Origin of the sequence: Paraburkholderia sp. NMBU_R16 (genome assembly GCF_013282575.1) — a bacterium.
GTDB lineage: Bacteria > Pseudomonadota > Gammaproteobacteria > Burkholderiales > Burkholderiaceae > Trinickia.
This window is the reverse complement of sequence record NZ_JAAAYE010000008.1, coordinates 1-25,387: the sequence shown is the minus strand read 5'-3', so window position 1 is coordinate 25,387 and position 25,387 is coordinate 1. Positions and strand designations below refer to the sequence as shown.

Here is a 25,387-nt window from a genome sequence, read left to right as displayed (position 1 = left end):
TCCGCTGAATCGTCACGTTCAGTCTTATTCGACGATGGCTCGCTGATTTTCAGCGTCGGCGCGGTATCACCGGAGCAGTGCGAATTCAAGGGCGCACTAGCGAATCAATAAGGATTATCTGACGCTAAATTCAACGAATCCCTTACATTTGCCTATCGATAACTATGGAAGACTGTAAGTGCTCGCCGATCGATCCACTTTCAAGGTAAATCGATACGGTGCACTGCAGCTTTCTCATTGAGACGACGCATCTGAAAATGATTCTCTTATGGCGCAAAACCGGATCTTTCGGACGGCGGCACTGAATTACCGGCAACGCACGATGGCCGGCACGGTTCTGATCCGCCGGGCATGGCCTGCGTGGGCGTCGTGGGCACTCGCAGGCTCGCTCGCGGCCGCCGCGACGATCTTCGCGTACATGGCGCAGATGCGATGATTCGGCTACGCGGGAAACTCCCCGTTTTGCTCCAGGCCGAGCTGACCGAATGCGGTCTCGCGTGCGTGGCCATGATGGCCGCCTTCCACGGAAAACCGATTTCGATGCGCGAAGCCAGACAGCAGATCGTGTTGTCCAGCAAAGGTGCAACGCTCGCGGATCTCATCGATATTGCCTCCGCTTTGGCGTTGTCGTCGCGAGCGTTACGCATCGAGATCGAGGATCTCAGCGAGCTACGGCTGCCGTGCATTCTGCACTGGAACATGAATCATTTTGTCGTGCTTAAATCGCTGCGCCAAAGCGGCGTCACGATACACGACCCGGCCGCGGGCCTACGGCACATTTCGTGGCGCGAATTCGATGGGCATTTCACCGGCGTGGCGCTTGAATTGTGGCCATCGAGCGAATTCGTGTGCCACAGCGAAAAGCGAGGTCTGTCGCGCTTCGCACCGATCGCCAAATATTGTCTCGATGCGAAATCCGAACTTGGCTGGATTTTGCTATCGGCGTTCGCGCTCGAGGCGTTGTCCATTGCCATGCCGTTTCACCTGCGATGGGCAATCGACCGGGGGCTCGTGTCGTCGTCTCACGCGCGTACGCTGGCGGTGCTATCGATGGGATTCGCGCTGCTGGTCGTCGTGCAGTCGGCGATCTCCGCGGTTCGCGGATGGCTAGTCGCCGCGATCAGCGCGCATCTGAATTTCCGCTGGCTATCGAACGTCTTTTCGCATTTGATGCGGCTGCCGCTCGCGTGGTTCGAACGGCGTCACCCGGGCGCCGTTCAGTCCAACTTCGGATCGGTCGAGCAAATCCAGCACATGCTGAGTACGCGATTTGCCCAAACGATCGTCGATGGCGTCATGGTCGTCGGTACGGTGGCCATGATGCTGTCGTATAGCACTGCCGTCAGCGTCGTATCGGTCGGTGCCGCGTCGCTGTACCTCGCGTCCCGATGGCTGTCGTTTCGTGCAATGCGCGACGTCAAGGCGGAAGAGATCGCGTTCGGCAGCAAACAGAACAATCATTTTCTCGAAACGCTACGCGGCATTCAGACCGTGCGCTTGTATGGCCAAGTGCCGCTGCGGACAATGCATTGGCTGAATCTGCTGATTAACCAGTTCAACGCCGGTCTGCGTGGCGAACGCATCGTCGCCGTTCAACGCGCGATCAGCACATTGCTGTTCGGGCTGGAGCGCATTGCGGCCGTCTGGATCGGCGCGCTCGCGGTCATCGATAGCCGCTTGACCGTGGGAATGCTGTTCGCCCTCATCGCCTACCGGGAGCAATTCTCATCCCGTGTTGCCGGGCTGATCGATTGCGTCATCGATTTGAGAATGCTTGCCGTGCACGTGGAACGGGTAGCCGATATTACCGATCAGGCGCCCGAACGCAACGAAGCAGTGGCGGGATGCTTGTCGCCGACTGACCGCGATCGTCTCGAGGCGAGCGTCGAGCTGCGCGGCGTCAGTTTTCGATATGCGCCGTCCGAGCCGTGGGTATTGAAGCGCGTCGATCTACGCATCGAGCCCGGCGAAAGCGTCGCCATTACCGGCCCGTCCGGGGGCGGTAAATCGACGTTGGCAAAAATCTTGTTAGGGCTGCTCGAACCCGTGGAGGGAGAAGTGCTGTTTGGCGGCCGGCGTATCGACGAGATCGGATTGACACATTTTCGTCGTCTCGTCGGGACCGTGATGCAGGACGACACCGTGTTCGGCGGCACGATTGCCGAGAACATCAGCTTCTTTGCCGCGGACATCGATGTCGCGCGCATCCACGCCTGTGCCGCGCTCGCCGGGCTCCACGCGGAAATCGATCGCATGCCGATGGGTTACGACAGCCTCGTGGGCGCCGGCGGATGTCTGCTGTCGGGAGGCCAGAAACAGCGCCTCCTGCTGGCGCGTGCGCTTTACAAGCAACCCCGCCTGCTGCTGCTCGACGAAGCCACGAGCCATCTGGATACCGCGAATGAAACCACCATCAATGCGGCCGTGCGCGCGATGCAACTGACTCGCATCGTCATTGCCCATCGGCCGCAGACGATTGCGTCGGTCGAACGCGTCTTCCGGCTCGAGCACGGCCGCGTAGATCCCGTCGACGATGACGAGGCACACCGAAGCCAGGATGCCGGCGCGGCCGGCACCGACCACGCTCATAAGGAGACCGCCTGATGACCTATCACGTTCTGTCGGGATTGCCGCGCTCGGGCTCGACGCTGCTGGCGGCGCTGCTTCGGCAGAATCCACTTGTCCACGCGGATATGACGAGCCCCGTCGCCCAGCTCTACATTGCGCAGTTACAGGCGATGAATGCATCGGTCGAGATGCACCATCATTTCGATACGGCGCGGCGGCGACGGCTGTTGCGGGCGGTTTTCGATGCCTACTACGGCGATGCGGACGTACGGCCGATCGTGATCGATACGCATCGCTCATGGACTTGCATGCTGCCGGGATTGGTCGATCTGTTTCCGGCGACACGGGCGATTTGCTGCGTCCGGAATGTCGGCTGGGTGATCGACAGCCTCGAACGGCTTGCCCGCAAGCATCCCCATCGATTGTCCGCATTGTTCGGCAACCGGGCGGACGCGACGGTGTACGAGCGTGTCGAGGCGCTTTGCGCGAGCAACGGCATGGTGGGCTACGCGCTAGATGCACTGAAGCAGGCTTGCTATGGCGCCGAAGCCGGACGCGTGCTCGTGGTGCGCTATGAAACATTGTGCCGCGACCCCGCCCGCGTGCTCGCTCGCATTTATGCGCATCTTGACGAAGCCCCGTTCGAACACGACACCGCAAACGTTCAATACGAGGCAGACCGGTTCGACCTCGCCGTGAATACGCCGGGGCTGCATCGGGTGCGGCGCGGCGTGTCGTTCGAGCCGCGCGACACGGTCTTGCCGCCCGATATGTTTGCTCATCTGGAGTCGTTCAATTTCTGGGAACGTCCCGATGTGGAGGCGCACGGCATCGCGATTGTATGACTTCGATCGATACCCGCACGATCGAAGGCACTGAAGCCTTTAATTGCGGGATTTACGAGGATATTCACCATGAATGAAAGGAACCAGGTCGAGCGCCAGGCAGCTGAATCGCTCACGCGCGAAAAAATCCGCACGCCGATGACGCTCCGCGAAGGTCGCTCGTCGTCGCTGCGGACGCTGACCGCCGAGGAAATCCAAGGTGTGCGCGGTGGGTATAGCGACCCGGGCCCGAACTGCAACCGCTGGGGATACGGCTGCTAAATAGCGGTGAGATGACGCGCGCCGCAAGGCGCGCGTCATGCAGTTGACCTTGATGGAGCTGATCTACGGCGCAAAAGCATAGCGGCCAACGAAGCGTCGCTTTTCGCCGTTGGCGCCCCTCATTCGGTCCGGTTTCTCGACGAACGCGGAACGATTGCTCGCTGCCGCAACATCATCGACGGCCCTTCCACCCCGCCCGTCCTGCTCAACAGGTTCGGGTCAGAAGAGGCCATTCATGAAATCGATGCGTATTGCCAGTGCCGGCCGATACCGGGCGCTCACCGCCGCGGCGTTGTTCGCCGCACTGTTCTGTCCAGCCGTGGTCCATGCCGCGCCGGCCCTGTCGGCACCGCGCGCGCAATTGTCTTACGGCGTGATCGAAGGCGTCAGTATCGGCACGGGACAGACGCGGGTACACGCGTTTACCGGTGTACCGTATGCCGCCGCGCCGGTCGGCCCATTTCGCTGGCGAGCTCCCCAACCCGTGGCGCGATGGGCCGGCGTGCGGCGCGCAACCGAATTCGGGCCGCGCTGCATGCAGTCGGACGGATTCGCAAAGACCTCTCGCTCCACGCAGATGAGCGAGGACTGTCTTTACCTGAATATCTGGGCACCGCCCGATCCGCATGCAGCCAAGCTGCCGGTCCTCGTTTATTTCCACGCCGGGGATTTCGAAGGCGGCGACGGATCCGACGCACGCATTGACGGCGCGAATCTCGCGGCCAAAGGCATGATCGTCGTCACGGTGAACTATCGCCTCGATGTGTTCGGCTTTTTCGCGCACCCCGATACCGCGCAGGAGTCCGGATATGGTGCGGCCGGAAACTACGGTCTGCTCGACCAGCTCGCTGCGCTCAAATGGGTGCGCGAGAACATCGCGCAGTTCGGCGGGGACCGCGAACAGGTCACGATCGGGGGCCAGGGCGCGGGTGCGGTGTCAGTCAGCGCGCACATGGCGTCGCCGCTCTCGCGGGGACTCTTTGCGCGTGCCATTGGACAAAGCGCCGGCGCTTTCACACCGATCAACTTCTGGACGAAGGAGCACGCCGAAGACGTATCGAAAGCATTTTCGAACCGGCTCGGTGCGTCCTCCCTCGAAGCGCTTCGCTCCCGCCCGGCCGAGGCTCTGCTCGATGTAAAAGACCCGGAGGACGAAACGCCGTTCGGATTCTGGCCTACCGTCGACGGTTATTTTCTGACCGAGCGGCCCGGGGCCGTCTTCGCTGCCGGCGGGCAAGCGCGCGTGCCGCTGTTGGTCGGATCCAACTCTCAGGAGGCGCACTTCAGTCGCGTGCTGGAAGGTCGTGCTCCCACACCCGAAAACTGGCGTCTAACGCTCGAGGAGATTTTCCCGCACAACTACCCCGCCGAAGTCATGGCGCTGTACCCCGGTGGCGACGAGCAGGAAGTCATGCGCTCGGGCACGGCGCTCGCAAGCGACATGATGTTCGGCATCAGCACGCGCCTTTGGGCTGACTTGCATCGGGAAACGGGCGCAGCGCCCGTCTACTACTACTTCTTCACGCAGCCGCGTCCGCCGCTGGCGCGCCCGGTGACCGGCGAGAAAGCCGACCCGCGGCCCGAGCCGGTCATGGGCGCCGAACATGGCGCGGAGGTCGAATATATTTTCGACAATTTCCGGCAGCAGCCTCAATACGCCTGGACGGATGAAGATCGCAAGATCGCGCGCGTGTTTTCCGACTACGTTGCGCGGTTCGTCAAAACAGGCGACCCGAACAGCGAAGGGCTCGAGAAGATCGGTTCGCCGAAGGAGCGCCCGAGCTTCGCACGCGACGGACTGCCGCTCTGGCCGCCCGCGCGGGAAGAGCGAGGCGGACTCGTGCGCCAGTCGATCGGCAGTGACACGCGCTCGATTCTCGACACCGATTCGGAGCGGTATCGCCTCTTGCATGTGCTTTACAAGACCGCGTTTCCGAATGTGGCGGGCATGAAACCCTGATTGGCGTCGGGCGCGGGTGTCGAAAGGTATCCGCGCCTTGGCGCTGAAAAGGTGATGATTCGGAACGCCCCTTCTTATGCGCGAATGCGGAAAATTTCCGGATGATCGATACGTGACGAACAGCCCATGCCTGCGGTCGTCGCCTAAGATAGCTTCGCCATATCGGCAAGGTCGTCATCCCACCATCCCGCTTTGAAGGCGGTAAAGGTCAACGCTTCGAAGTCGTCCGCTCCAAAGCCGGACAGGCTGATTGCCAAATTCCTGAAGACGATGAATCCTTGCCCCACATATGACTGCGCATCGAGCTGCTTCAACTGCTCAATGGTTTTAGCGTGCGGTTGCTGAAAGACCCGTATCCCTTTGACAGTCACATTCGGATAGGTGGATGGAAACGCGATCTCAGCGACACCGCCGTCCGCACGGTCATAGGTAATCAGGCTCGCGTCGCGCACCTCAGTGTCGTCACCGAGCATGTTTTTCGACCTGCGCGTCGGAGGACCCCACAGCGATTCGACTTCGCTCGCCCGCATGCCAAACTCGATCTCGGCGACGCCGCTTTGCGGGAATACAGCGTAGTTTCTATTGCGATCCATAGGTCAACCCATCGGCAAAGAGCCGTTCTTCTGAAGGCATTTAAAGTACTCCGGCATCTCAATGCATCGCTTCATCGTAGCTTCTTTGTCTTCGATTTGATTGGCGATTCGACGCACGTCGCGCATTTCCTTGAGCATTGCAGGCCACTTGCCCTGCTTCCTTCATGGCGCTCGTCGATTCGTTAGCGAGTAGAGGCGTTGTCCGGGTGATCGATGCGCCCCCAAGACGAGCCATCGAAGCGCACGATATCTTTTTCTCCCACGGACCAGAGCACTTTGCCAACCGAGTCGACCGTGACAGCGTCGCTCACAGGCGGAGTCAACCCGGTGACAACCTCATCGATTTTCGCGTGAGCATCGTTAAGCTTGTACGAGTAAAGCCCCAAGTGCGAGCCAAGGTACAAGTTCCCGCCGAAAAGCGCCATTGAGTAGAACAACGGATCGTGCTCTACGCTCGATACGTCTCTGAAGCCATCTCGCGCATTACCGTTCAGAAGTGCCCCATTATGACCACAGACCCAAACGCTATCGGGAGATTCGATCAAGATGCAGTTCAAATGTCCCATCTCCGGAATCCTCAACCTGCTCCACGTCCTTCCGTCGAAGTGGAACAATCGTCCTTCGATGCCTGCGGGACCGGGATAGCTCCCGCAAACATATATATCGCCTTCGTCAGGACCACCCATGTCGCTCAGTAATAATCGCTGATCGATCGGCAAGGCCTGCAAGAGACCGTCGTCCATATGCTGCCAACTGTTGGAGGCTAGACGTTTGTATACCTGCCCGCCGGCTCCGCACACAAATAGAAAACGTCCGATCTGGCGGATTGAACTGACATAGCCCCAGCCGCCAGCGTCCGGGACGAATACACCGGCACCCGGAATTTTCTCTTCGACGATCGTCTCTGCGAAGCTGAACTCGACGTGGCCTTCGTGCGACATGCCGACCAACGCCCAGTCGCCCGGCGTATCGACGCCCGGCGTATCGACGCCCGGCGTATCGACGCCCGGCGTATCGACGCCCGGCCAAAAGTAAGTCGTAGCGCTGCGAGCCCACCACTTCGTTTCGTGACTAGTCCAGGGCTCAGCGTCGCCCTCGATGTATTGGAACCAACGAGTAAATGGAGTGTACGGCTCATCCCCGTCGGGAGACCCGGCGATCAGCAGCCAATCGTCTTCGATGACTTTCGCGACCGTGAATGTAACGTTTGTCGCCATTAGCGCCCCGGTGCTCTCCGCAGTGCCGTCGTTGTGTGGCTTTCGCCCAGGCCCGCGGTCGCATGGAAGTGAATCGAAACGTCACAGTTCGTCGCTGCCTCCTTCAATGCGCGTCGGAGCAAATCGCATGGGCCGCCCCAATCTCGCAAGGTGCAACCGGTCGATACCGGTCAATGTGCGGCTCCACGTAACCTCGAGCGCACGGCCGTCATTCATGACGTATGTCTCCCGCCGCTCACCTGCCGCGATGTCCGACGGCGTTATGGGTGTCGTCGCTTCCCCCAAAAGCGCTTTGATGCTTTCCCGAGTACTGTTGCGCTTATCCATACCTAATGGCAAAGCACCCGGCCAACCCGGCTGACTACCTGCGGCCAACGCAAACTCCGCATCCGTCAGCACCCAGCGCGCCGGATCTCCCTGCTCGACGTATCCCGCATGCGGATGATGAAGAGTGAGTGCGAGGCCTCGGTCGGCAACGGTAACGACCTTGGATTCGACGACCGGGACAGGCATCAATTCGATAAGCTCGAGCTCCAGCGTCCGAGCCAGCTCACCCAACCATTGCGCGATATCGAAGCAGCCGATGCGGGCGAGAAGCTGATCCGCAATATCATCGATGTCCATCCGACGTGTCCTCATGGCTTGATCGGCGGATTGTCGGGATGATCGATCCGAGTCCATAAGTTGCCGTCGAACCTGACCAGATCCTTGGCTCCGATCGACCAAAGCGCATCATCGGTCGAATCGACAGTATAGGTTTCGACTTCGGGGTTCAGCCCGGTTACGACCGGCGCGATTACATGCCCGTCATAAGCGAACAGGCCTTTTGTCGTGCCGAGATAGACTTTTTCCTTGAACTTCGCGATCGACCAGAATGTATCGTTGTCCGCAATATCGCTGACATCTCGGAAGCCCCTGACGACATTGCCGTTCAATAATGTGCCGTTCGCTCCGCCGATCCACACATCATCCTGCCCATAGCAACGAACGCACTCAAGATTCTCGTCGGTCTTGAGCTCGATTTGCCGCCATGCGCTGCCGTTCCAGTGGTAAAGGGAGCCGTTGGAGCCCGCGGCGTACACGTCTTCTTCCGAAAACCCATCGATTCCGTTGAACACGACATACTCGTCCGATGCTGCATGATGAAACGCCAAAGGTGCCGAGACCAGCGATTTCCACGTACCATTGTTTCGCGCGTAGACCTGGCTGTTGAACCCACATGCAAACAGCGTGTTACCGATCTCACGAATCGACCGCAGGTAGCCAAGATTGCCGAGACGCACGCCAGCGTCCGGAATCTTCTCGGTGACGGAAGAGCCGTCCTTGCTCGTCCATAATTCGACCTCGCCTTCCTTCGAAAGCGCGACCAGTTGCCTGGGTTCCGTGCTCGTTTGCCGCTTTTCACAGACAGACACGACGTTCGCATTGACGTCGTGATAGAACCATTGCCGGCCCGGCTCCAAGCGCCCAACGTACGCGCTCATCCTCGTATGCGCGTATTCGGACGAGTCCACCTCTTCAAGCTGAGTGGCGAGATAGACAATGTCGCTTTCGACCGCACAACCCGAGATGAAATAGACCTCTGTACCAAGCATTGTTGCTGCTCCCATACGAATCATTTAAAAACCGAATCCACCACCGTTCTGCTTCGGCACGCCCATGCTCGATGGATCGAGACTCTTTACTCTGCCAAAGGGATCGGCACGTAGCTTCGTAGTCGCAGGCAACCCTTTGGACTGGTGATACTGACGCAACTGACGTTTTAGATCGTCCTTGCTGCATCCTGTCACCTGGGAAACCACACCGGCCCCGACGTCCTCCAGTTGCCCGAGCGATGCGGTACCTCGCGGCGTTCCGATTCTTCCCAGTCCCGCTTCGATGATGTCGAAGCGCGCATGAATCTGACCGTGCTGGGCAAGCTCGCGATAGTACTGAACGAGCCGCCTGCCGCTTTGCCTGATCGTGCCACCGTTTTGCGCACTCGATTTCGTCTTGCCGTCCACACAAACAGAAAGCCCGTCGGCATGCTGAATGGCGCCCGGGTAATATGCACCGTTCTCGCCCGGCTGCTTGAAACAATGATCCGGAATCACATGGTGCGGAGTGGCACCACCAGGGCAGCCTTCGCGGTATGGGCGCAATCTACAACGTCCGGCGTCGTTACCGCTACCCGGCACATTGACGTTGTCCTTCCCGCTCCCCGAGCTTTCGGCGCGTTTTGTCGATTGCTCGATCTGCTTCTCTTCCTGCTTCACCTCGTTTTTGACGGCGTGCGCTTCGGCTTTTGCTTCCGTCTTCAATGCCTTCGCTTCCGCAACCACAGCCTTGCTGCCCGGGATCATCGAAGTAATGCGATTGATGACCGCGTTCTCGACGATGCCGACCGCGGTGCTGACGAAGTCAGGCGCCTTGCCCGTGAGTATCCAGTCCGCGGCGGCATCCATCGTGCTCGCCCCGGCATCGGTCGCACCGCCGACTGCGCCGACCGCGCCACCCACCGTCACACCGGCGCCTCCGACGGCTTCCATGCCCGCCGCGACGGGAAGCCCCACACCCGTGGCGGCGACTCCTGTTCCGGCCAGCATCGTCACGCCGCCCGCTCCCGCGACCTTCCCCCCGACATCCATCGCCTTGCCGGCGGCGTCATGCAACGAGGGCGACACGTTGTCCTTGTAGCCCTGCGCCAAGTCTTTCGCGACTCGTTTGACCTTGTCCGTGAAGGTCTGTTCGGCCGGCGTAGCGTTCTGATCCGGTGGCTGGTCGGCCCCCGCCGAGGCCGCTTTGGCCGACATTCCGGAGGGTGCCGGGGCGGCAACGTACAGCCCCGGATTATTGCCGCCGTTCATCGTGTTGGTGTCGCCAACGCGCACCACGTACTTCCCGCCCGCGCGCACCGAGCCGCTAGCGCTGGTGGGCTTCACCTCCCCATTCACCGTCCCGGACTTGACGCCTTTGAGCGAGCCCGCACTATCGCCGGTACAGCTCGGTTGGGTGCTCTGATCGAGCACATACACGGGTGTCCCGCGAAAGCGCACGGTGGGCACCACGCCGACGCTGCTCCCCAAATCCTGGGTCGTCGGATACGGCAAAGGAACGACGCTGCTGCCCACCTGGGTCTTGTTGATGGATGGTGCGGTGGATACGGCCTTGAATTCGCTGGCCTTGTGCGTGCCGAGCTTAGGCATCTCGCGCCTCCATGCCGGCCGCCTGCCGATCCAACTCCGCGAACAGCCGTTCGCGCTCACGCCGCTGATCCTCCGAGAGCACGCCTGCTTCGAGCACACGAACCGGCGCCTCAGCGGTTTTACCTATGATTCGCCGCCAAACCATCGATAGTTGCCGACGATCGGTATCGATCGAAACCGTGTCCAGATGCATCGGCGATCTGAAGTAAGCCCCGCTTTCGAGGCGAACACGGACGAACGCGAGATGCTTCGGCAACGCGAATCTCATGACGGTATCGCCTCGAGAGTCGACATGCACGCCCGGCGCATCGGACGGAAACAGGTTCGTCAGCTCGACGATCTCTCCGCCGCTCGGGTACTCGATCTGTTGATCGGGGTATGCCGCATTCCAAACCGCGAAATCGAAGTCCTCAGGCAAGCACCTATCGCGCGCAATGAACGCTTCATCGATTGTGCCGACCAGTGATGCCCGGTCCGGATGCCCTTTATGGCGAACGCCAAAGCCAGCCACCTGCTGTTGTTTGGGCAACGCCTCGCCCGAAGCCGCCCGCTCGAACACCGAAAGATCGAACGGCGCATCGGAAAACTCGATTTGGGGCGCCGGCAAACGCGTGACACCGGCCGCCTTCAGATACCAGTGCTCCGACCACCCGACGCCAATGGGATTAGCGCCAAACGCCGTATGCGCCACCGCCGCCACAGCGCCGTTCGCCCGGGGAAGCCGATAGCGCTCAGGCACGCATCGCGCGGCGGGTGAATCGGCAAGCACGAGACATTCACCGCCGAATGCCAACTCCGGACGAAGCGCAACGCTCAATGCAGGGTCCGGTGCCGACATCGTCCAAGGAACGGGATGCACCAGGCCCAGCGTCAGCCAGCGGCAAACGCGAGCCATCCAGGATGTTGCAAACGATGACTTTCGAAGAAAGCGCTTTCCCGTGACGACAAGTGACTTGTCGATAAGCGTCTGCCCTCGCTCGCCGCGACGCAGCAGTACCTCGCATTCGCGCTCCCATCGTTTCACGGCTTCGGGTGCAGCGGACATGAGCGGATTCAGTCCCTGGGGAGGCTCAGGCAAGGCAAGCGGTGGGCCATCCGGTTTGCGGACGTGCAGCCGCACGCTGAAACGCGGCGTTGCCCGGCCACCCGGCGCATGCGCGGTGCCGTAAACGATGACATCGCATTTGGGCTTGAAGTGGCAAAGATCGCTCTCCTCGCGCACGCCGCTGCGACCCACCTCACCGAAATAGGCGTCCTCCTCGCATAGCGGCCGCTGCTCGTCGGCATAGACAGGGCCATCGTCGGTGAGATCGAGTGTCTGCCGCAGCACGACGACGTGAAATGGCTGGTCGTGCTGATCGATTCCCTCGAACGCGAGCGCCGGAAACGGCGTATGGTTGCGAAACTCCATGGCCCGCGCTCAATTGATATCGACGTCTTTTCCGTTGATCTGCACGGGCCCCGATCCTTCGATCAGCAGCTGTGCGCCTTGCAGCGTGATGTTTCCATTGCTTTCGAGAATCAGAACGGACTTCCCCGCCCTCAATTCGATCCGATCGCCTGCCGTCACGGTGTACGTTTTCCCGACCATCGTCGTTTTCGTGAGCCCGACCTCCTCGGCACTCGCCAACCCGACCGCCGTATTCATCGCGCCCGCGACCGTTACCGTGTAGGCGCCGCCGATCGTCAGCGCCTTGGCCAGCCCCACCGTCTCCGCGGATGCCAACGCGATCAAAAGATTCTGTGCGCCGTCGATCGTCTCGCTGCGGTTTCCGACCACTGTCAGCGTCTCATTACCGCCGACTCGCTCGGACCGGTTCACCCCAACCGTAATCGTCTCGTTGTTACCGACTGTCTCGGTACGGTCATGATTGACGTTCACGGTTTCGTCATGCACGACCGTCTTCACCCGATCGTTGCCGACCGAATGCGATTCGTCATGCTCGACTTCGATCCGCTGATCCTTCTCCGCATGAATCCAGAGTTCCTCCTGACCGAGCTTGTCTTCGAAACGGATCGCATTGGCGTTTTCGCGCGTAGCGCCTTTGCTCGATCGCGTCAGAAAGCCGCTTTGTGTAGCATTGGCCGGCAGCGCCCACGGCGGCATGTTTTGCGCGTTGTAGACGCGCGAGGTAATGAGCGGCCGGTCGGGATCGCCATCGAGAAAGGAGACCACCACTTCATCGCCGATGCGGGGGATCTGGATCATCCCGAAACCGCGCCCGGCCCAGGGCTGCGCGACACGCACCCAGCAGGAACTAGCTTGATTGCGCTTGCCGAGACGGTCCCAATGAAACTGAACCTTTACGCGCCCCAGCTCATCCGTGTAGATTTCTTCTCCCTGAGGGCCGACCACGGTGGCGGTTTGGGGCCCCGCGATCGTGGGCCGTTCAGCCGCGAGCGCGGGACGGTATGGGATCTTCTTGCGAATGCAAGTAAAGCTGCACGAATAGGACGCCGCGCCGTCGCCGGCCTGGTAGTTGTTTTGGCCGCTGTGCGTGACCGTCGTCAACAGAAACTGCCGATCTTCAGCCGGCGCGCCCGCATGATCGTAGTGTTCGTCGAGTTCGAAGTATCGCGCCGGCATCAGCCGCCGGCTCGTCGTCGCACCCGTGAAGACCTTGCTGTGGGCGGCGAGCGCCTCGGTCCTGAACCGCGCGAGTTCCTCGCCGCGATCGCTGTCGGCAAAACCGTGAGCGCCCAGATAGTCATAGACCTCGTACGAGGCGACATCGCCCTGGTCGACTTGCGTGCCGTTGGACACGGAACGCCGCGCGCCGGGCGCCTTGTAGTCGAACGTCTTGAGGGCGACTTTGTCGGATTCGAGTTGCCGCGAAGCTTGGAACGAGGTCACGACGTCGCGGTCGTCGAGCGCCTCGCCCTGCAGGTAGGGAATCGACGGACTGCGGCCGTCGATCGGCTTCGCCGTCACCGAGCTGTCGGTAACGATCAGCTTGTGACCGTCTTTTGTGTGTTCGAAAAAGAAAAAGAGGCCCTCTTCCTGCATCAATCGCAAAACGAAGTCGAGGTCGCTCTCTTTGTATTGCGTGCAGTAACTACGATTTTTAGTAGGTTTCGTCAATCTGAACGCATGGGAAGCCAATGCGCCATATTCCTGAAACACTTTCTCCAGAATCGCCTGAACCGGTTGCTCCTGGAATATCCGGATGTCTTGCCGCCGCGAAAGCATCCATACCCAGGGCCGAATGGCGGCACTATAGAGTGCGAAGCCGCCATCGGTATCGAGGTGCGTGAAAGCGGCCACATAGCCATGAAAGAAGCGCTCTTCAGAGCTGGCCAGCGCCGACGTCACCTGCAACGTGACCGTCACGGGCTGCCCGATCATTTGCTTCAACTCGATCTTTCGATCCTGCGAGGCCAATCGCACGTGGATTTCGAAAAGCTGAGACAAACCTTCCGTGCATTGGAAATCGACCACCACCAATTCGGAGGGCCCTGCCAACGGCGTTTTTATCGTGAGCAGGCGATTACCCTGGAGCCGGAAGAAACTCGCAATCTCGGACATTTGCATGGGAAACCTCGAAACGTCGCACGAGGGAATCGAGATATTACCGTCGGACGAATGCCAAATGAAACGTTTTTTAGTTGAAAAAACCGTGACGGTCGAACAGGTACAAGGAACGAGGCAGCGGCTGACGGCTTTCAATGCCGCATTCGATGGAGCGTAGATGGAAGACTTGCTTGCGCACTACGAATACGAACTCGGTCTCATTGCCGACGCGTTGGCCGAGTTCGGCAAGCGCTATCCGCGGATCGCGGCACGGCTCGGCTTGTCGAACGGGCATTCCGACGAGCCGCATGTCGACCGCCTGAGCCAGGCGTTCGCGTTTCTGGCGGCGCGCATCGGCGTGAAGCTTGGCGACGATTACCCGGAATTCACCGAGCCACTGCTCGAGCTGCTGTATCCGGGTTACTTGCGCACGGTACCCTCGTGCGCGATCGCGCAGTTCGATCCGTCTCCCGTTATCGATCTATTGACCGAGCCCCAGCGCGTGGAGCGCGGTACCGAACTCGATGCGCTCGCCGCGCATTGCCGCTTCACGACCGTCTACGACGTGACGCTTTCGACGCTGCGCATCGAAGCGGCGCGCTTCTCCCCGGCGATTTATGCGCCATCGAGCGTACAGTTCCCGCCCGATGCTTCGGGACTGCTCTCGATCGCGTTTTCAGCCACCACACCGACGCAGCGCTTCGACGATTCGGTTCCATCGTCGCGTGTGCGCGTTCATCTTGCCGGCACGCGTGCGCTCGTTTGCGCCCTCCTCGACACGGTGTTGCTGCACGCGCGCGCCGCATTCGTCGAAGCGGACGATAGTGGGCGTTGGAAAGCGTTGCCGGTGGTGCCATTCGAGCAGGTCGGCTTCGACGACAACGATCGGCTATTGCCGCGCGAGGCGCCCGGCGCTTCAACGCCTTTTCAATGTCTGCTCGAATACTTTGCGTTTCCCGAGCTGTTCGATTTCGTCGATATCGACATGGGGCGAGTGCGCCGTGCCGCAGGACCGGCAGCGAGGATTACGCTGCATGTCGCGGTATCCGGAGCACAAGCGGATTCGGGGGCCGGCCGAGCGCTGGGTACGCTCAACGCTTCCGCCCTGAAACTCGGCTGTACGCCGGTCATCAACCTGTTCAAACGGCCAGCGGCGCCGATCGTGCTCACGCCGACGGACACCCGCTATCCCGTGCGGCCGGTGCCGCTTGCCGCCGAGTCCGTGACCGAAGTCTTTTCGATCGACGGTGTTTGGCTCGGGGAGCTCGCGGGCACCGAAAAAACGGCACCGCAGGCCGAGCGCGGCACGCGCATCGACGTGCAACCGTTTCGTGCGTTCGGACATCGCCCGAGCGCCACGGGTTCGGCGGTCTACTGGATCGCCGCGCGAGACCGCGACGCCGCGCTCGTCGGCAGCAATGGCGACTTGCTGCTATCGCTCGTCGGGCTGGATGGTAAGCCGGCTCGCGCCGCGCAACCTCAACTCGACGTGGAGACGACCGCGACCAACGGCGATCTGCCGTCGGGCTTGCCGATCGGTTCGCCCGATGGCGATCTCTCGAACGAGCAAACGGCGCTTTCATGCCCGATCAGGCTATTGGCGCCTCCCAGCCGCCCCGCCGAATTGCCGCGCGGCGATGGTGCGTTATGGCGGTTGTTGTCAGCGCTGACACCGCATGCGATCGAGCTCACGCAAGCGGGGCTGCCTTCACTGAAGGCGCTGTTCGAGCAACATGCCGCCCGCTCCGCTCCCGCCGCGCGCCGTTGCACCGATGCGCTCGCTAGCCTCGGCTGGAAACCGGCCATCGAATGGATGTCGCTCGATGATTCGTTTCCTTCTTTCGTGCGGGGTATGGAAATCACAGTCGGATTCGATGAAGCGGCGTTGGTCGATATCAGCCTCAGCGTTTTCGCGGCTATCTTGGCGCGCTTTTTCGAATCGTATGCGTCGACAAATAATTTCGTGCGGTTGGTTGTGCGATCGGCGGGGACTGGCGTGGTACTGATCCGGTGTCCCGCTCGGCGAGGGGCGCGGCCGTTGGTTTGAGATTGGCTTCATTGGCGCGACGGCAGGTTCAACAAGCCACAGAGGATCGCAGCGCTGCCCAGTACCGCGAAGAACAGCGTCGTATCCCACAGCGCGCCGAACCGATCGAGCGTCGCACTATGCCGGGGCGTTTCGGGGAGATAGCGGACTTGCACGGCATCGCCGACCTTCATTCCGAAAATCATGCCACCTTGCGGATAGGCAATGGCTTCGCCCGATTGCGTGACAAATGCGATCTGCGGGTGACTGCCGCCCGCATTGAGCGCGACTACACGGCCCGGAACGACGATCGATGAATGAAGAAAGCCGCGCGTCGAATGGAGCGTAAAAATCGCCGCGATCAGACAGCCGCTGCCGACGGCAATAAGTGCTTTGGTCACCACCCACCTCACGGAGATCATCACCACCGTTGATGGACATACGGCGCGATTTTGTCCAAATACAACTTTCGCAGCGCGGCCATTGCCGCGTCGGTCAGCGGCGGCAAGTCGCTTGCCACGTTATTGGCCTTGGCTTGCTCGGCATTCTTGGCCCCGGGGATCACGGTCGTCACGCCCTCGTTCATCAAGATCCAGCGCAGCGCGAATTGCGCCATGGTGACGCCAGGCGGAACGAGCGGCCGGATTTCGTCGACGGCTTCGAGCGCCACATCGAACGGCACCCCCGCGAATGTTTCGCCTTTATCGAACGCCTGCCCCTCCCGATTGAAGTGGCGATGATCGTCGGCCGCAAACGCCGTATCCGCCGTCATCTTGCCGGTCAGCAGACCAGACGCGAGCGGGACACGGACAATCACGGCAATGCCTCTTTCGCGCGCTTCCTGCAGAAACCAATCGGCGGGACGTTGCCTGAACACGTTGAAGATGATCTGCACCGACTTGACGCCGGGGTATTCGATCGCCTTCAGACCTTCCTCGACTTTTTCCACCGAGACGCCGTAGTGGCGGATCTTTCCCGCTGCGACCATGGCGTCCATGGCATCGAAAACCTCCGGCCGGTAGTAGACCTCGGTCGGCGGACAATGCAGCTGCACGAGGTCGAGACATTCGGTCTCGAGGTTCTTGAGCGACCGCTCGACGAACGCATTCAAATTGGCCGCCGTATAGCCCTGCGCCACATGAGGGTCGAGCCGGCGGCCCGCTTTTGTCGCGACGAAGGGTCTCGGCCCGCCGCGCTCCCTCAGCACGGCCGCGATGATGCGCTCGGAGCGGCCATCGCCGTAGACATCGGCCGTGTCGATAAACGTCGTGCCGCTATCGAGCGCCGCGTGCAGCGCCGCCTTCGCATCGCTTTCCGACACGTCGCCCCATGAGCCGCCGATCGCCCACGCGCCGAAGCCGATTTCCGAAACGACTTGCCCGATATTGCCAAATGGCCGTTGATTCATTGTCTTTCCTCTTTCAAGGCATCAGTTGTCCGCCATTCACTTCGATGATCTGGCCGGTGATGTATCCGGACAGCGCGGGAGAAGCGAGAAACAAAAAGGCGCCTACGCATTCCTCGGGCGTGCCTTCCCGCCCCATCGGCACCGACGCAGTTTGCTGAGCAAGCAGTTCCGGCGGCGTGTATTTGTCGTGAAACGGCGTCTGGATGAGACCGGGCGCCACCGCGTTGACGCGTATGCCGTCGCGGACGAATTCCTTCGCATGGCCGCGCGTCAAGCTGCTGACAAAGCTTTTCGTGGCGGCGTAAAGCACTGCGCCCGCACCACCGCCGGTGCGCGCGGCCACGGACGAAGTGTTGATGACGTAGCCGCCGGCCGCCTTCAGAAACGGATGGGCCGCCACCGTCGCCTCCCAGACCGAGCGGGCGTTCAGATTCACGACCTCATCGAAATGACCGGGCGGCATGTCCGTCGAGGCAATGCGCCCCAACATGCCGCCCGCGTTGTTGATGAGACCGTCGAGCCCACCCAGCATGTTCGCCGCGGCCTGCACCACCCGCGATGCAGCGTCCGGTTCGCCCAGCTCACCTTGAATCAGCTCGATATGGTCCGGCCATTCGGCGCGCAGTGCTTCAGCAGCCGCCTTGCTACGGTTGAAATGGGCGACGACGTGTGCGCCCTGTGCCGCGAATGCGCGGGCCACCGCGGCTCCGATCCCGGTCGACGCTCCGGTGACCAGAACCTTCGTGCCGTCCAAATCGCCAATCCGTATGTGTTCGAAATTCGGCATACGTTTTCCCTCGAAAAGATTCGTTCGCAGCCTTGGCAAGCGTCGCCTGTTTCTGCCGTTGCATCGGTTCGGAGGCAATGATTGCACGGCGTAGAATGAACTGGGTTCATTGCGCTATTGAATGCCATTCATCATGAGCAAATCAGACCGAATCGACTTCGCGGATTTGAAGTCGTTCTTAGCGATCGTGAGGTGCCGCAGCTTCAAGCTCGCCGCGATCGAACTGGGGCAAACGCCGTCGGCCGTCAGCCATGCCATGCGCCGGCTCGAAGATCGCCTCGGCGCGAAGTTGCTCAACCGCAGCAGCCGATCCGTTTCGACGACCGCGGCCGGACGCGACCTTGCGGCGCGGTTGGAGGACGGTTTCAACCAGATTGGCTCGGCGCTCGAAACCTTCGAGGCCCCCGGCACGGCACGGCTCGGAGAAATCCGCTTGAACGTGTTCGCGGATGCCGCGCATTTACTCGTCGCACCGGCGTTGCCGGAGTTCGCGCGCATGTGTCCCGACGTGCGGCTGACGGTCGTCGTCGAAAACAGGCCGATCGACATCGTGGCCGAGGGTTACGACGCAGGCATTCGCTACGGACACTACGTCCCGGAAGATATGGTGGCGGTCCCGCTGACGGGGCCCCAGCGATGGGTCATGGCGGCCTCGCCGGACTATCTCGAGCGCCACGGCTCGCCGCGCAGTCTCAAGGATCTGTCCGATCACACCTGCCTTCAACTGCTGCTCGGGGACAACTCGAGCTATCGATGGGAGGTCAACGATGGTGGCGAGGCGCGGCGCCTTCGAGTCCCCGGCTTGCTGACGATCAACGACACGGCCACGACGATCAGCGCATGCAAGGCCGGGCTGGGTATCGCGTATGTGCTCGAGGCCCGTGTCGCCGAGGAGTTGGCGCGAGGCGAATTGCAAACCGTGTTGAAGAAGCACGCGTTCGACGAAGACCCGTTTCACATTTACTACAGCAGCCGCCGTTACAAGCACCCCGCGCTGATGACATTGATCGATATCGTACGCCGACAGCAGTCGCTTCCGAAGCTTGTCAGGGGCTTTTCGCGGTGATGCACAGCGCTGCGCCAGCCATCGGCGTTTTTCGTTCGATGGGCGAGCGACTAAAAGCCAGCAAGCAGACTTTACCCTGGGCCCGGCCGCTTTCGCCAGCCGTGTATGTCCTGGCGGGTATATCCCACTGACATACACTGCGATCTGCCTATAATTGGATATACGATGGCCATATACAAGGGAGTTGCTTGTGGAGCAAGGTGCAGTCTTTAAAAGCAACCGCAGCCAAGCCGTGCGTTTGCCGAAATCCGTGGCGCTTCCCGACGATGTGAAGCGAGTCGACGTGGTCGCCATCGGCCGCGCGCGCTTACTCACCCCGGCTGGCGAGTCGTGGGATAGCTGGTTTGATGGCGAAGGGGTGAGCCCGGACTTTATGTCCGCGCGCGACCAACCAAGCGATCAGGAGCGCGAGGGCTTTTGATGCTCAAGTACATGCTCGATACGAAGATTTGTATCTTGACCATCAAGAAGAAACCCCCCGAAGTTCGCGACGCGTTCAATCGCCACCAGGGCCAACTCTGTATCAGCACGGTCACATTGATGGAGCTGATTTATGGCGCGGAAAAGTCCGCAGCTCCGGAAAAAAACCTGGCTGTCGTCGAAGGCTTCGCCGCCCGGCTAGATGTCTTGGCATATAACCACGAAGCTGCCATGCATAGCGGCCAACTCAGAGCCGAGTTGCAAAAGATCGGCAAACCGATCGGCCCTTACGACCAGATGATTGCCGGACATGCACGACCACACGGCATGATCCTAGTGACGAATAATGTTCGGGAATTCGAACGAGTGCCCGGTTTGAGAGTGGAAGACTGGGTGCACGCCGAACAGTAAGCGCTTTCACGACTTATTCGCGCGTCGCGGAAGAATTGTCGCAGCCCTGTCAAACCGCGCCTGCTCCCCATGCGAGAAAGCCACCGTCCACCGGAAGCACGATCCCGTTTGTATATCCTGCCTCCTCCGACGCCAAGTAGCAAACCGCTGCAGCGATTTCCGATGTCGTGCCGTAGCGCTTCATTGGAATTGCATTCGAGTATTCAGCGCGAAACGCTTCGCTATGGAGCGCCTTGGTCATCGGCGTATCAACTGGACCCGGAGCGATTGCGTTAGCGGTGATGCCGTAGTCACAGAGTTCCACCGCCATCTGGCGCGTCAACGCAATGACGGCCCCTTTCGACGTGCCGTAGGCCGTGCGCCCTTTACCGACCGCTCGCATGCCTGCCACCGAAGCTATGTTGATTATGCGGCCCCAGCGGTTCTTGACCATCAGACGCGCGGCACGTTGAGAGCATAAAAACGCGCCAGTTACATTGACCTGCATCGTTTTGAGAAACGTGTCGAGGGGATAGTCTATGAACGGCACCAGCTTGGCAATGCCGGCGCCGTTCACCAACACGTCGCAACGCCCATAGGCCTTGTCGATCGCATCGAACGCAGCGGCAATCGATTCGGCGTTAGAAACGTCCATCTGGGTAGCCGAAACCGACAGGCCCGCGCGCCGGAAACCGGACGCCGTTTCTTCCGCCGCGCTCTCATTGATATCGGCGAGAACGACATGATAGCCACGTCTTGCAAGCTGTTCCGCCGAATCCGCACCGATGCCCATAGCGCCGCCCGTCACCACGGCTAGGCGATCTGCGCCGTTTTGCTTCGTCTGCTCCACGTTGTCCCCTTCAATCCAAGACCGCTCTGCGGCGTCGCGTGCGATGCCTGGAAGCGGATCAAATGACGGCACTGTGCGCGCCATCTCGTGTGCAGATTATTGGAGCCTTAGCTGGCAAGGTCAAAGGATAATAAAGCTGAAGACGGTGAGAAAAAGTCACACACCGGAGAAATGGATCCCACATTCGGGCAAGCAAGCAGACGCATGCTTCATGTCTCCATTTCACGCAACTCGTTCCTCAGCCATTCCACCAAGGCGACGGTCTTCGGCTGACTCTCGGCATGAGGAGCAACCCACAACACGAGGCTCGCAGGGCCTGGGACAAAGCCGAACGGCGCGACAAGACCGGCTGAGTCCAGTTCGTCTCGCACGAGCATTCTCGGCACTGCGGCAACGCCCAATCCGCACTTGGCGGCCTGAATCTGAAGATAGAAATGATCGAACGATTCAGCGATTTCGGGCGGGTTTTCGAGCACGGTCGAGCTCGCCCTGTACCAGTCGGCCCACGCGGACGGTCGCGTATTCGTTGCTAGAAGCCGCACACGTTCGAGGTCGCTCGGCTTTTCGATCCGGTTTGTGCGCATGTACTCCGGCGAGCATACTGCGCCGATCCATTCCTCAATCAACGGAACCGGCGTGACACCTTTAGGTACCGGAATGGACGAAAGCCGTATCGCCACCGTTATCTTGTCCCGGGTGAAGTCGACTTCGCCATGACCTGTGTTGAAACTCAGCTCGAGCGATGGGATCGCATTTTTCAGCTTTGAGAGGCGCGGCAGCAGCCAGTACATCATGATCGACGCCGAGCATGAGAGCGTCAACGGCCCCGGCTTTAGCTGATCGACGGTCTTTTGTATAAGGTTGAACGCCACGCTCAGGCCTTCGGCCAATCGCGCGCCTTCAGGCGTCGGCTCCGTCAAATGCGCATTGCGCGACAACAGTAGAACGCCCAGCTGCTCTTCGAGTGCACGGATATGTCTGCTGACCGCACCATGAGTCACGCAGAGCTCTTCGGCGGCGGCACCGAAGCTGCGCAGGCGAGCTGTGGCTTCAAAGGCGCGCAGCGCATTCAATGAGAGGCGAGGCACATGGGCTCCTATGGGCCCGCGGCCCACTGCTTATGAAAGTGGCCTATTGTGAGTTTTTCGCTCGGAGTCGAGAAATCATATCGTTTGATGTCGAAAGTCGTCAAATCTATATTCTCCTCATCCCCGGCTCAAGCGCATGCTTCCCACGGTAAGTCCATGCGCCCCGGTTCAGCTCGAATACCTAGGACGAAGAGTCAAACATGGTCGAAATCTCCCATCAAAGAGCGGAATTCACTGCGCGCTATTTCGTCGAAAGCTCAGTGCCGATTGCCAAAGCCGCAGAAGTCATCGCAGGAGAACAGTCCAGCGGAACCTTTCTGGCGCTCCCGGGGGAAACCGATGCCCTAAAAAACCGTGCCCGGGCCCGTGTGGTCAAGGTGGATTCGCATCCTCCCGTTCTCGAGCCGTCGCTGCGCAGTGCTCATGTCGAACGCAAGGGTTCGCCGAGTGTCTATTACCGAGGAGAGATCGAGATCGCCTTTCCGGGGGACAACGTCGGCCCCAATCTGCCCACCCTTTTATCCACTGTTGCAGGCAACCTGTTTGAATTAGGGGAAGTGACAGGGCTGCGCCTGCTTGACATCGATCTACCGGCAACATACGCGGCACGATTCCCCGGCCCTCAGTACGGTATTGGCGGAACGCGCAAGTTCGCTAAGGTCTACGACAGACCAATGATCGGGACGATCATCAAGCCAAGTATCGGCTTGCTTCCCGAACAGACGGCTGAAATCGTCGATAGTCTGTGCGCCGCAGACATCGACTTCATCAAGGATGACGAGCTGCTCGCCGACCCCTCATACGCACGCTTTGACGAGCGCCTTGCAGCCGTCATGCCCGTCTTGCACCGACACGCAGACCGCATCGGCCGCATGCCGATGTACGCGATCAATATCTCGGGCACAATCGATGAAATGCTCCAGCGACACGATGCGGTTCTGAAGGCCGGTGGTACGTGCGTGATGGTTTGCATTAATTGGGTTGGTTTTGCTGGCGTCGAGCATCTTCGCAGGCATGCCCAATTGCCTATCCACGGCCACCGCAACGGGTGGGGTGCGTTCACGCGCTGTCCGCAACTCGGGTTCTCCTTTGACGCGTACCAGAAATTGTGGCGACTTGCTGGAGTCGACCATTTGCACGTCAACGGCATTCGCAGCAAGTTCTGGGAGCCCGATGCATCGGTCATCGATTCGGCCCGTGCCTGCCTGACACCGTTCGCGGGTGTGCAACCGTTGATGCCGGTTTTTTCATCGGGCCAATGGGCGTCTCAAGCGCCTGACCTGTACGCTCAGCTGGGCTCCGTTGACCTGATGCATCTGGCCGGCGGCGGAATCATCGGACATCCGCACGGAATCGCCGCAGGTGTGGCCAGTATGCGAGAAGGTTGGGAAGCAGCAGTTGAAGGAGTCGATCTGAAAACCTTCGCGGAGTCCCGACCTGCGCTGCGCGCTGCTCTGTCTCACTTTCAATCGGCGTAATCCAAGATGAGTGCAAAAGCTGAACGATCCGACGTGGCATTGCGTCTGGCTTTCTATGGCGACGACTTTACCGGCTCGACTGATGCTCTGGAAGTTTTGGCTTTCGCGGGGCTGCGGTGCGCCCTTTTCTTGAAAGTGCCTTCGTCCGAACGGCTATCGCAACTCGGCGGATTTGACGCTATCGGTGTCGCAGGTGACAGTCGAGGGATGAGTCCGTCCGAAATGGACGAGTCGCTTCCGTCGGTATTCGGGGCTCTACGCGCCCTAAACGCTCCCATCATTCACTACAAAGTGTGTTCGACCTTCGATAGTGGGCCGGCGATAGGAAGCATCGGAAAAGCGTTGGAGATAGCCCGCGCTCGAATCACCCGCACACCCGTTCCGATTGTTGCCGGTACGCCAGCATTGAAACGCTACTGCGCCTTCGGCAACTTGTTTGCCCGATCCGCGACCGATCACAAGACTTATCGCATCGATCGCCATCCGATTATGAGTGTCCATCCGGTTACACCGATGATGGAAGGCGATCTTCTGCGTCATCTGGCGCTGCAGACAGACTTGCCTCTCTCTGGCATGTTCCTGCCCAGTCTGGAAGGCGCTCGCAAAGAAGTAGACCGGGCGTGGTCGGAAGCAACTTCAACGGGCGACGCGGGAATCTTGCTCGATACAGTGACTCCACGTCAGCTAACCGAAGTCGGTCGCATTCTTGACAGCTACGCTAAAACCGCCGGCCCGATCTTCGCCATTGGCTCGTCCGGCGTCGAATATGCGCTGACCCAATGGTGGCGGGAGCTCGGCAATCTTCCAGATACGCAGCGATCTTACGAGCGTATTGCGCCCACCAGCCAAATTCTTGCCATCTCCGGGAGTGCGTCACCGCTCTCTTCCGCTCAGATTGACACGGCGATCGCAGCAGGCTTCACAGAGATTGCCATCGACGCAAAAGCGCTTGTACGGGAAGACTCTTGGCAGCAAGCAACTGAAGATATCGTCGGGCGTACGATTGCGCTGATCAGCGAAGGGCGCAGTGTCATCATGCATACAGCCCGCGGCCCGCGCGATACGCGCATCGCCGAAATGCTCGAGTGCTTCACCGCCGAAGGACTGACCCAGGACGACGCTCGGCATCGAGGCGGTCGATTGCTGGGCCAACGGCTTGGCGCGGTTGCGAATGCTGTCCTCGAGGCCACTCATGTGCGCCGCTTGGTTCTCTCGGGCGGCGATACGTCGAGTCAGGTGACACAAGTCCTCGGTCCCGATGCGCTCGAGATTGAAGGCCGCCTCGCCGCGGGCGCGCCGCTGTGCCATGTGCTTTCCGATAAGCCGCATTTGCAGAACCTGCAGCTTGCCCTGAAAGGCGGCCAGATGGGCGATGAGAACTTCTTTGTCGTCGCACGGGATGGCCTCTCGAGATGATCGCCGCGTCGCACCGCGCAGCCTCGCGCCTCCCCGATCCTGTCGTTCACTCCTAATGAAGCCGTTGACCATCGAATTACGTTGACTTGGGGCGCCTGTCCCCCGGCACGGACCGGCGCTATCGAACAGATGCTTCAACGTCGCCAACGATCGCCTGAAGCGGTTTCCAAACGAAAAAGCTGGACATGCGTTGAATCGCCCCGGGAATCGTGGAGGCTGGTTGGTTTAAGTTGATGCCGGCATCGCAACTCCGTTGCTGAGTTGCCGGTAATAGTTTGCCTCAGCTTCAGCGGGTGGGATATAGCCGAGCGGTTCCAT

At 60.3% G+C, this 25,387-nt stretch carries 23 protein-coding genes; 11 read left to right on the top strand and 12 right to left on the bottom strand.

Annotated features, from left to right (window positions below):
* Positions 1-268 precede the first annotated feature (268 nt).
* The 5 genes from GWC77_RS05665 (at position 269) to GWC77_RS05645 (ending at position 5,634) form a co-directional block, all read left to right on the top strand.
* A complete protein-coding gene (locus tag GWC77_RS05665) occupies positions 269-436 on the top strand; it encodes a hypothetical protein (RefSeq protein ID WP_173255898.1) in 168 nt (55 codons plus the stop codon).
* Positions 433-2,604: a peptidase domain-containing ABC transporter gene (locus GWC77_RS05660; protein WP_173255897.1), complete on the top strand. Its 2,172-nt coding sequence runs from the start codon at positions 433-435 to the stop codon at positions 2,602-2,604. Before GWC77_RS05665 ends, GWC77_RS05660 begins: the two co-directional genes overlap by 4 nt.
* Positions 2,604-3,413: a sulfotransferase gene (locus GWC77_RS05655; protein WP_173255896.1), complete on the top strand. Its 810-nt coding sequence runs from the start codon at positions 2,604-2,606 to the stop codon at positions 3,411-3,413. The genes GWC77_RS05660 and GWC77_RS05655 overlap by 1 nt, the downstream gene beginning before the upstream one ends.
* 69 nt (positions 3,414-3,482) lie before the next feature.
* The gene (locus tag GWC77_RS05650; protein WP_173255895.1) at positions 3,483-3,674 is read left to right on the top strand and encodes a hypothetical protein; all 192 of its coding nucleotides are present in this window, start codon (positions 3,483-3,485) and stop codon (positions 3,672-3,674) included.
* Between the two features lie 235 nt (positions 3,675-3,909).
* Entirely contained in the window at positions 3,910-5,634 is a 1,725-nt protein-coding gene (locus GWC77_RS05645) for a carboxylesterase/lipase family protein (RefSeq protein ID WP_173255894.1), read from the top strand.
* A 143-nt stretch (positions 5,635-5,777) separates the two neighbouring features.
* On the opposite strand, the gene GWC77_RS05640 is transcribed toward GWC77_RS05645, so the two are convergent.
* The 7 genes from GWC77_RS05640 to GWC77_RS05605 all read right to left on the bottom strand — a co-directional run bounded on the left by GWC77_RS05640 (position 5,778) and on the right by GWC77_RS05605 (position 14,161).
* Positions 5,778-6,227: a hypothetical protein gene (locus GWC77_RS05640; protein ID WP_173255893.1), complete on the bottom strand. Its 450-nt coding sequence runs from the start codon at positions 6,225-6,227 to the stop codon at positions 5,778-5,780.
* Between the two features lie 182 nt (positions 6,228-6,409).
* Entirely contained in the window at positions 6,410-7,444 is a 1,035-nt protein-coding gene (locus GWC77_RS05635; protein ID WP_254366826.1) for a hypothetical protein, read from the bottom strand.
* An 81-nt stretch (positions 7,445-7,525) separates the two neighbouring features.
* Entirely contained in the window at positions 7,526-8,068 is a 543-nt protein-coding gene (locus tag GWC77_RS05625) for a hypothetical protein (RefSeq protein ID WP_173255891.1), read from the bottom strand.
* An 11-nt stretch (positions 8,069-8,079) separates the two neighbouring features.
* The gene (locus GWC77_RS05620; RefSeq protein WP_173255890.1) at positions 8,080-9,039 is read right to left on the bottom strand and encodes a hypothetical protein; all 960 of its coding nucleotides are present in this window, start codon (positions 9,037-9,039) and stop codon (positions 8,080-8,082) included.
* Positions 9,040-9,063: 24 nt separating this feature from the next.
* Entirely contained in the window at positions 9,064-10,629 is a 1,566-nt protein-coding gene (locus tag GWC77_RS05615) for a DUF4150 domain-containing protein (RefSeq protein ID WP_173255889.1), read from the bottom strand.
* Entirely contained in the window at positions 10,622-12,040 is a 1,419-nt protein-coding gene (locus GWC77_RS05610; protein WP_173255888.1) for a DUF2169 domain-containing protein, read from the bottom strand. Before GWC77_RS05610 ends, GWC77_RS05615 begins: the two co-directional genes overlap by 8 nt.
* A gap of 9 nt (positions 12,041-12,049) precedes the next feature.
* Positions 12,050-14,161 carry a type VI secretion system Vgr family protein gene (locus GWC77_RS05605; protein WP_173255887.1) on the bottom strand — a complete coding sequence of 704 codons (2,112 nt, stop codon included), beginning with the start codon at positions 14,159-14,161 and terminating at the stop codon, positions 12,050-12,052.
* Positions 14,162-14,318: 157 nt separating this feature from the next.
* Between GWC77_RS05605 and tssF the strand changes: the two genes are divergently transcribed.
* Positions 14,319-16,187, top strand: a complete 1,869-nt coding sequence (gene tssF, locus GWC77_RS05600; protein ID WP_173255886.1) for a type VI secretion system baseplate subunit TssF — start codon at positions 14,319-14,321, stop codon at positions 16,185-16,187.
* 8 nt (positions 16,188-16,195) lie between these two features.
* Here the strand turns inward: tssF and GWC77_RS30080 are convergent, their stop codons facing one another.
* From GWC77_RS30080 to GWC77_RS05585, 3 genes are read right to left on the bottom strand one after another with little or no spacing between them, the layout of a single operon-like run.
* Complete coding sequence (locus GWC77_RS30080) at positions 16,196-16,567, bottom strand: DUF3592 domain-containing protein (protein ID WP_173255885.1); 372 nt, start codon at positions 16,565-16,567, stop codon at positions 16,196-16,198.
* Positions 16,568-16,587: 20 nt separating this feature from the next.
* Positions 16,588-17,574: an aldo/keto reductase gene (locus GWC77_RS05590; protein ID WP_173255884.1), complete on the bottom strand. Its 987-nt coding sequence runs from the start codon at positions 17,572-17,574 to the stop codon at positions 16,588-16,590.
* A 13-nt stretch (positions 17,575-17,587) separates the two neighbouring features.
* Positions 17,588-18,361 (bottom strand): SDR family NAD(P)-dependent oxidoreductase, encoded by a 774-nt coding sequence (locus GWC77_RS05585; protein ID WP_173255883.1) that lies wholly within the window; start codon positions 18,359-18,361, stop codon positions 17,588-17,590.
* A 133-nt stretch (positions 18,362-18,494) separates the two neighbouring features.
* Here GWC77_RS05585 and GWC77_RS05580 point away from each other — a divergent pair, with 133 nt between their 5' ends.
* From GWC77_RS05580 to vapC, 3 genes are all read left to right on the top strand, one after another.
* On the top strand, positions 18,495-19,427 hold the full coding sequence (locus GWC77_RS05580) for a LysR family transcriptional regulator (RefSeq protein ID WP_173255882.1): 933 nt from the start codon (positions 18,495-18,497) through the stop codon (positions 19,425-19,427).
* Between the two features lie 190 nt (positions 19,428-19,617).
* Complete coding sequence (gene vapB / locus GWC77_RS05575; protein WP_173255881.1) at positions 19,618-19,848, top strand: antitoxin; 231 nt, start codon at positions 19,618-19,620, stop codon at positions 19,846-19,848.
* Positions 19,848-20,258: a tRNA(fMet)-specific endonuclease VapC gene (vapC, locus tag GWC77_RS05570; protein ID WP_173255880.1), complete on the top strand. Its 411-nt coding sequence runs from the start codon at positions 19,848-19,850 to the stop codon at positions 20,256-20,258. The genes vapB and vapC overlap by 1 nt, the downstream gene beginning before the upstream one ends.
* 49 nt (positions 20,259-20,307) lie before the next feature.
* On the opposite strand, the gene GWC77_RS05565 is transcribed toward vapC, so the two are convergent.
* On the bottom strand, positions 20,308-21,087 hold the full coding sequence (locus GWC77_RS05565; RefSeq protein WP_173255879.1) for an SDR family oxidoreductase: 780 nt from the start codon (positions 21,085-21,087) through the stop codon (positions 20,308-20,310).
* Between the two features lie 209 nt (positions 21,088-21,296).
* Positions 21,297-22,160: a LysR substrate-binding domain-containing protein gene (locus GWC77_RS05560; RefSeq protein WP_217283175.1), complete on the bottom strand. Its 864-nt coding sequence runs from the start codon at positions 22,158-22,160 to the stop codon at positions 21,297-21,299.
* Between the two features lie 215 nt (positions 22,161-22,375).
* On the opposite strand from GWC77_RS05560, the gene GWC77_RS05555 reads away from it, so the two are divergent.
* Entirely contained in the window at positions 22,376-23,653 is a 1,278-nt protein-coding gene (locus GWC77_RS05555; protein WP_173255878.1) for a ribulose-bisphosphate carboxylase large subunit family protein, read from the top strand.
* Positions 23,654-23,659: 6 nt separating this feature from the next.
* A complete protein-coding gene (locus GWC77_RS05550) occupies positions 23,660-25,069 on the top strand; it encodes a four-carbon acid sugar kinase family protein (protein ID WP_173255877.1) in 1,410 nt (469 codons plus the stop codon).
* The last annotated feature ends 318 nt before the right edge of the window (positions 25,070-25,387 follow it).

Coding starts and splice junctions, on each gene's coding strand:
- GWC77_RS05620 (WP_173255890.1), bottom strand. CDS start 9,039: ATGCTTGGTACAGAGGTCTATTTCATCTCGGGTTGTGCGGTCGAAAGC.
- GWC77_RS05615 (WP_173255889.1), bottom strand. CDS start 10,629: ATGCCTAAGCTCGGCACGCACAAGGCCAGCGAATTCAAGGCCGTATCC.
- GWC77_RS05585 (WP_173255883.1), bottom strand. CDS start 18,361: ATGCCGAATTTCGAACACATACGGATTGGCGATTTGGACGGCACGAAG.
- GWC77_RS05550 (WP_173255877.1), top strand. CDS start 23,660: ATGAGTGCAAAAGCTGAACGATCCGACGTGGCATTGCGTCTGGCTTTC.
- GWC77_RS05625 (WP_173255891.1), bottom strand. CDS start 8,068: ATGGACATCGATGATATTGCGGATCAGCTTCTCGCCCGCATCGGCTGC.
- vapC (WP_173255880.1), top strand. CDS start 19,848: ATGCTCAAGTACATGCTCGATACGAAGATTTGTATCTTGACCATCAAG.
- GWC77_RS05605 (WP_173255887.1), bottom strand. CDS start 14,161: ATGCAAATGTCCGAGATTGCGAGTTTCTTCCGGCTCCAGGGTAATCGC.
- GWC77_RS05665 (WP_173255898.1), top strand. CDS start 269: ATGGCGCAAAACCGGATCTTTCGGACGGCGGCACTGAATTACCGGCAA.
- GWC77_RS05635 (WP_254366826.1), bottom strand. CDS start 7,444: ATGGCGACAAACGTTACATTCACGGTCGCGAAAGTCATCGAAGACGAT.
- GWC77_RS05610 (WP_173255888.1), bottom strand. CDS start 12,040: ATGGAGTTTCGCAACCATACGCCGTTTCCGGCGCTCGCGTTCGAGGGA.
- GWC77_RS05655 (WP_173255896.1), top strand. CDS start 2,604: ATGACCTATCACGTTCTGTCGGGATTGCCGCGCTCGGGCTCGACGCTG.
- GWC77_RS05555 (WP_173255878.1), top strand. CDS start 22,376: ATGGTCGAAATCTCCCATCAAAGAGCGGAATTCACTGCGCGCTATTTC.
- GWC77_RS05645 (WP_173255894.1), top strand. CDS start 3,910: ATGAAATCGATGCGTATTGCCAGTGCCGGCCGATACCGGGCGCTCACC.
- GWC77_RS05650 (WP_173255895.1), top strand. CDS start 3,483: ATGAATGAAAGGAACCAGGTCGAGCGCCAGGCAGCTGAATCGCTCACG.
- GWC77_RS05640 (WP_173255893.1), bottom strand. CDS start 6,227: ATGGATCGCAATAGAAACTACGCTGTATTCCCGCAAAGCGGCGTCGCC.
- tssF (WP_173255886.1), top strand. CDS start 14,319: ATGGAAGACTTGCTTGCGCACTACGAATACGAACTCGGTCTCATTGCC.
- GWC77_RS05590 (WP_173255884.1), bottom strand. CDS start 17,574: ATGAATCAACGGCCATTTGGCAATATCGGGCAAGTCGTTTCGGAAATC.
- GWC77_RS05660 (WP_173255897.1), top strand. CDS start 433: ATGATTCGGCTACGCGGGAAACTCCCCGTTTTGCTCCAGGCCGAGCTG.
- GWC77_RS05580 (WP_173255882.1), top strand. CDS start 18,495: ATGAGCAAATCAGACCGAATCGACTTCGCGGATTTGAAGTCGTTCTTA.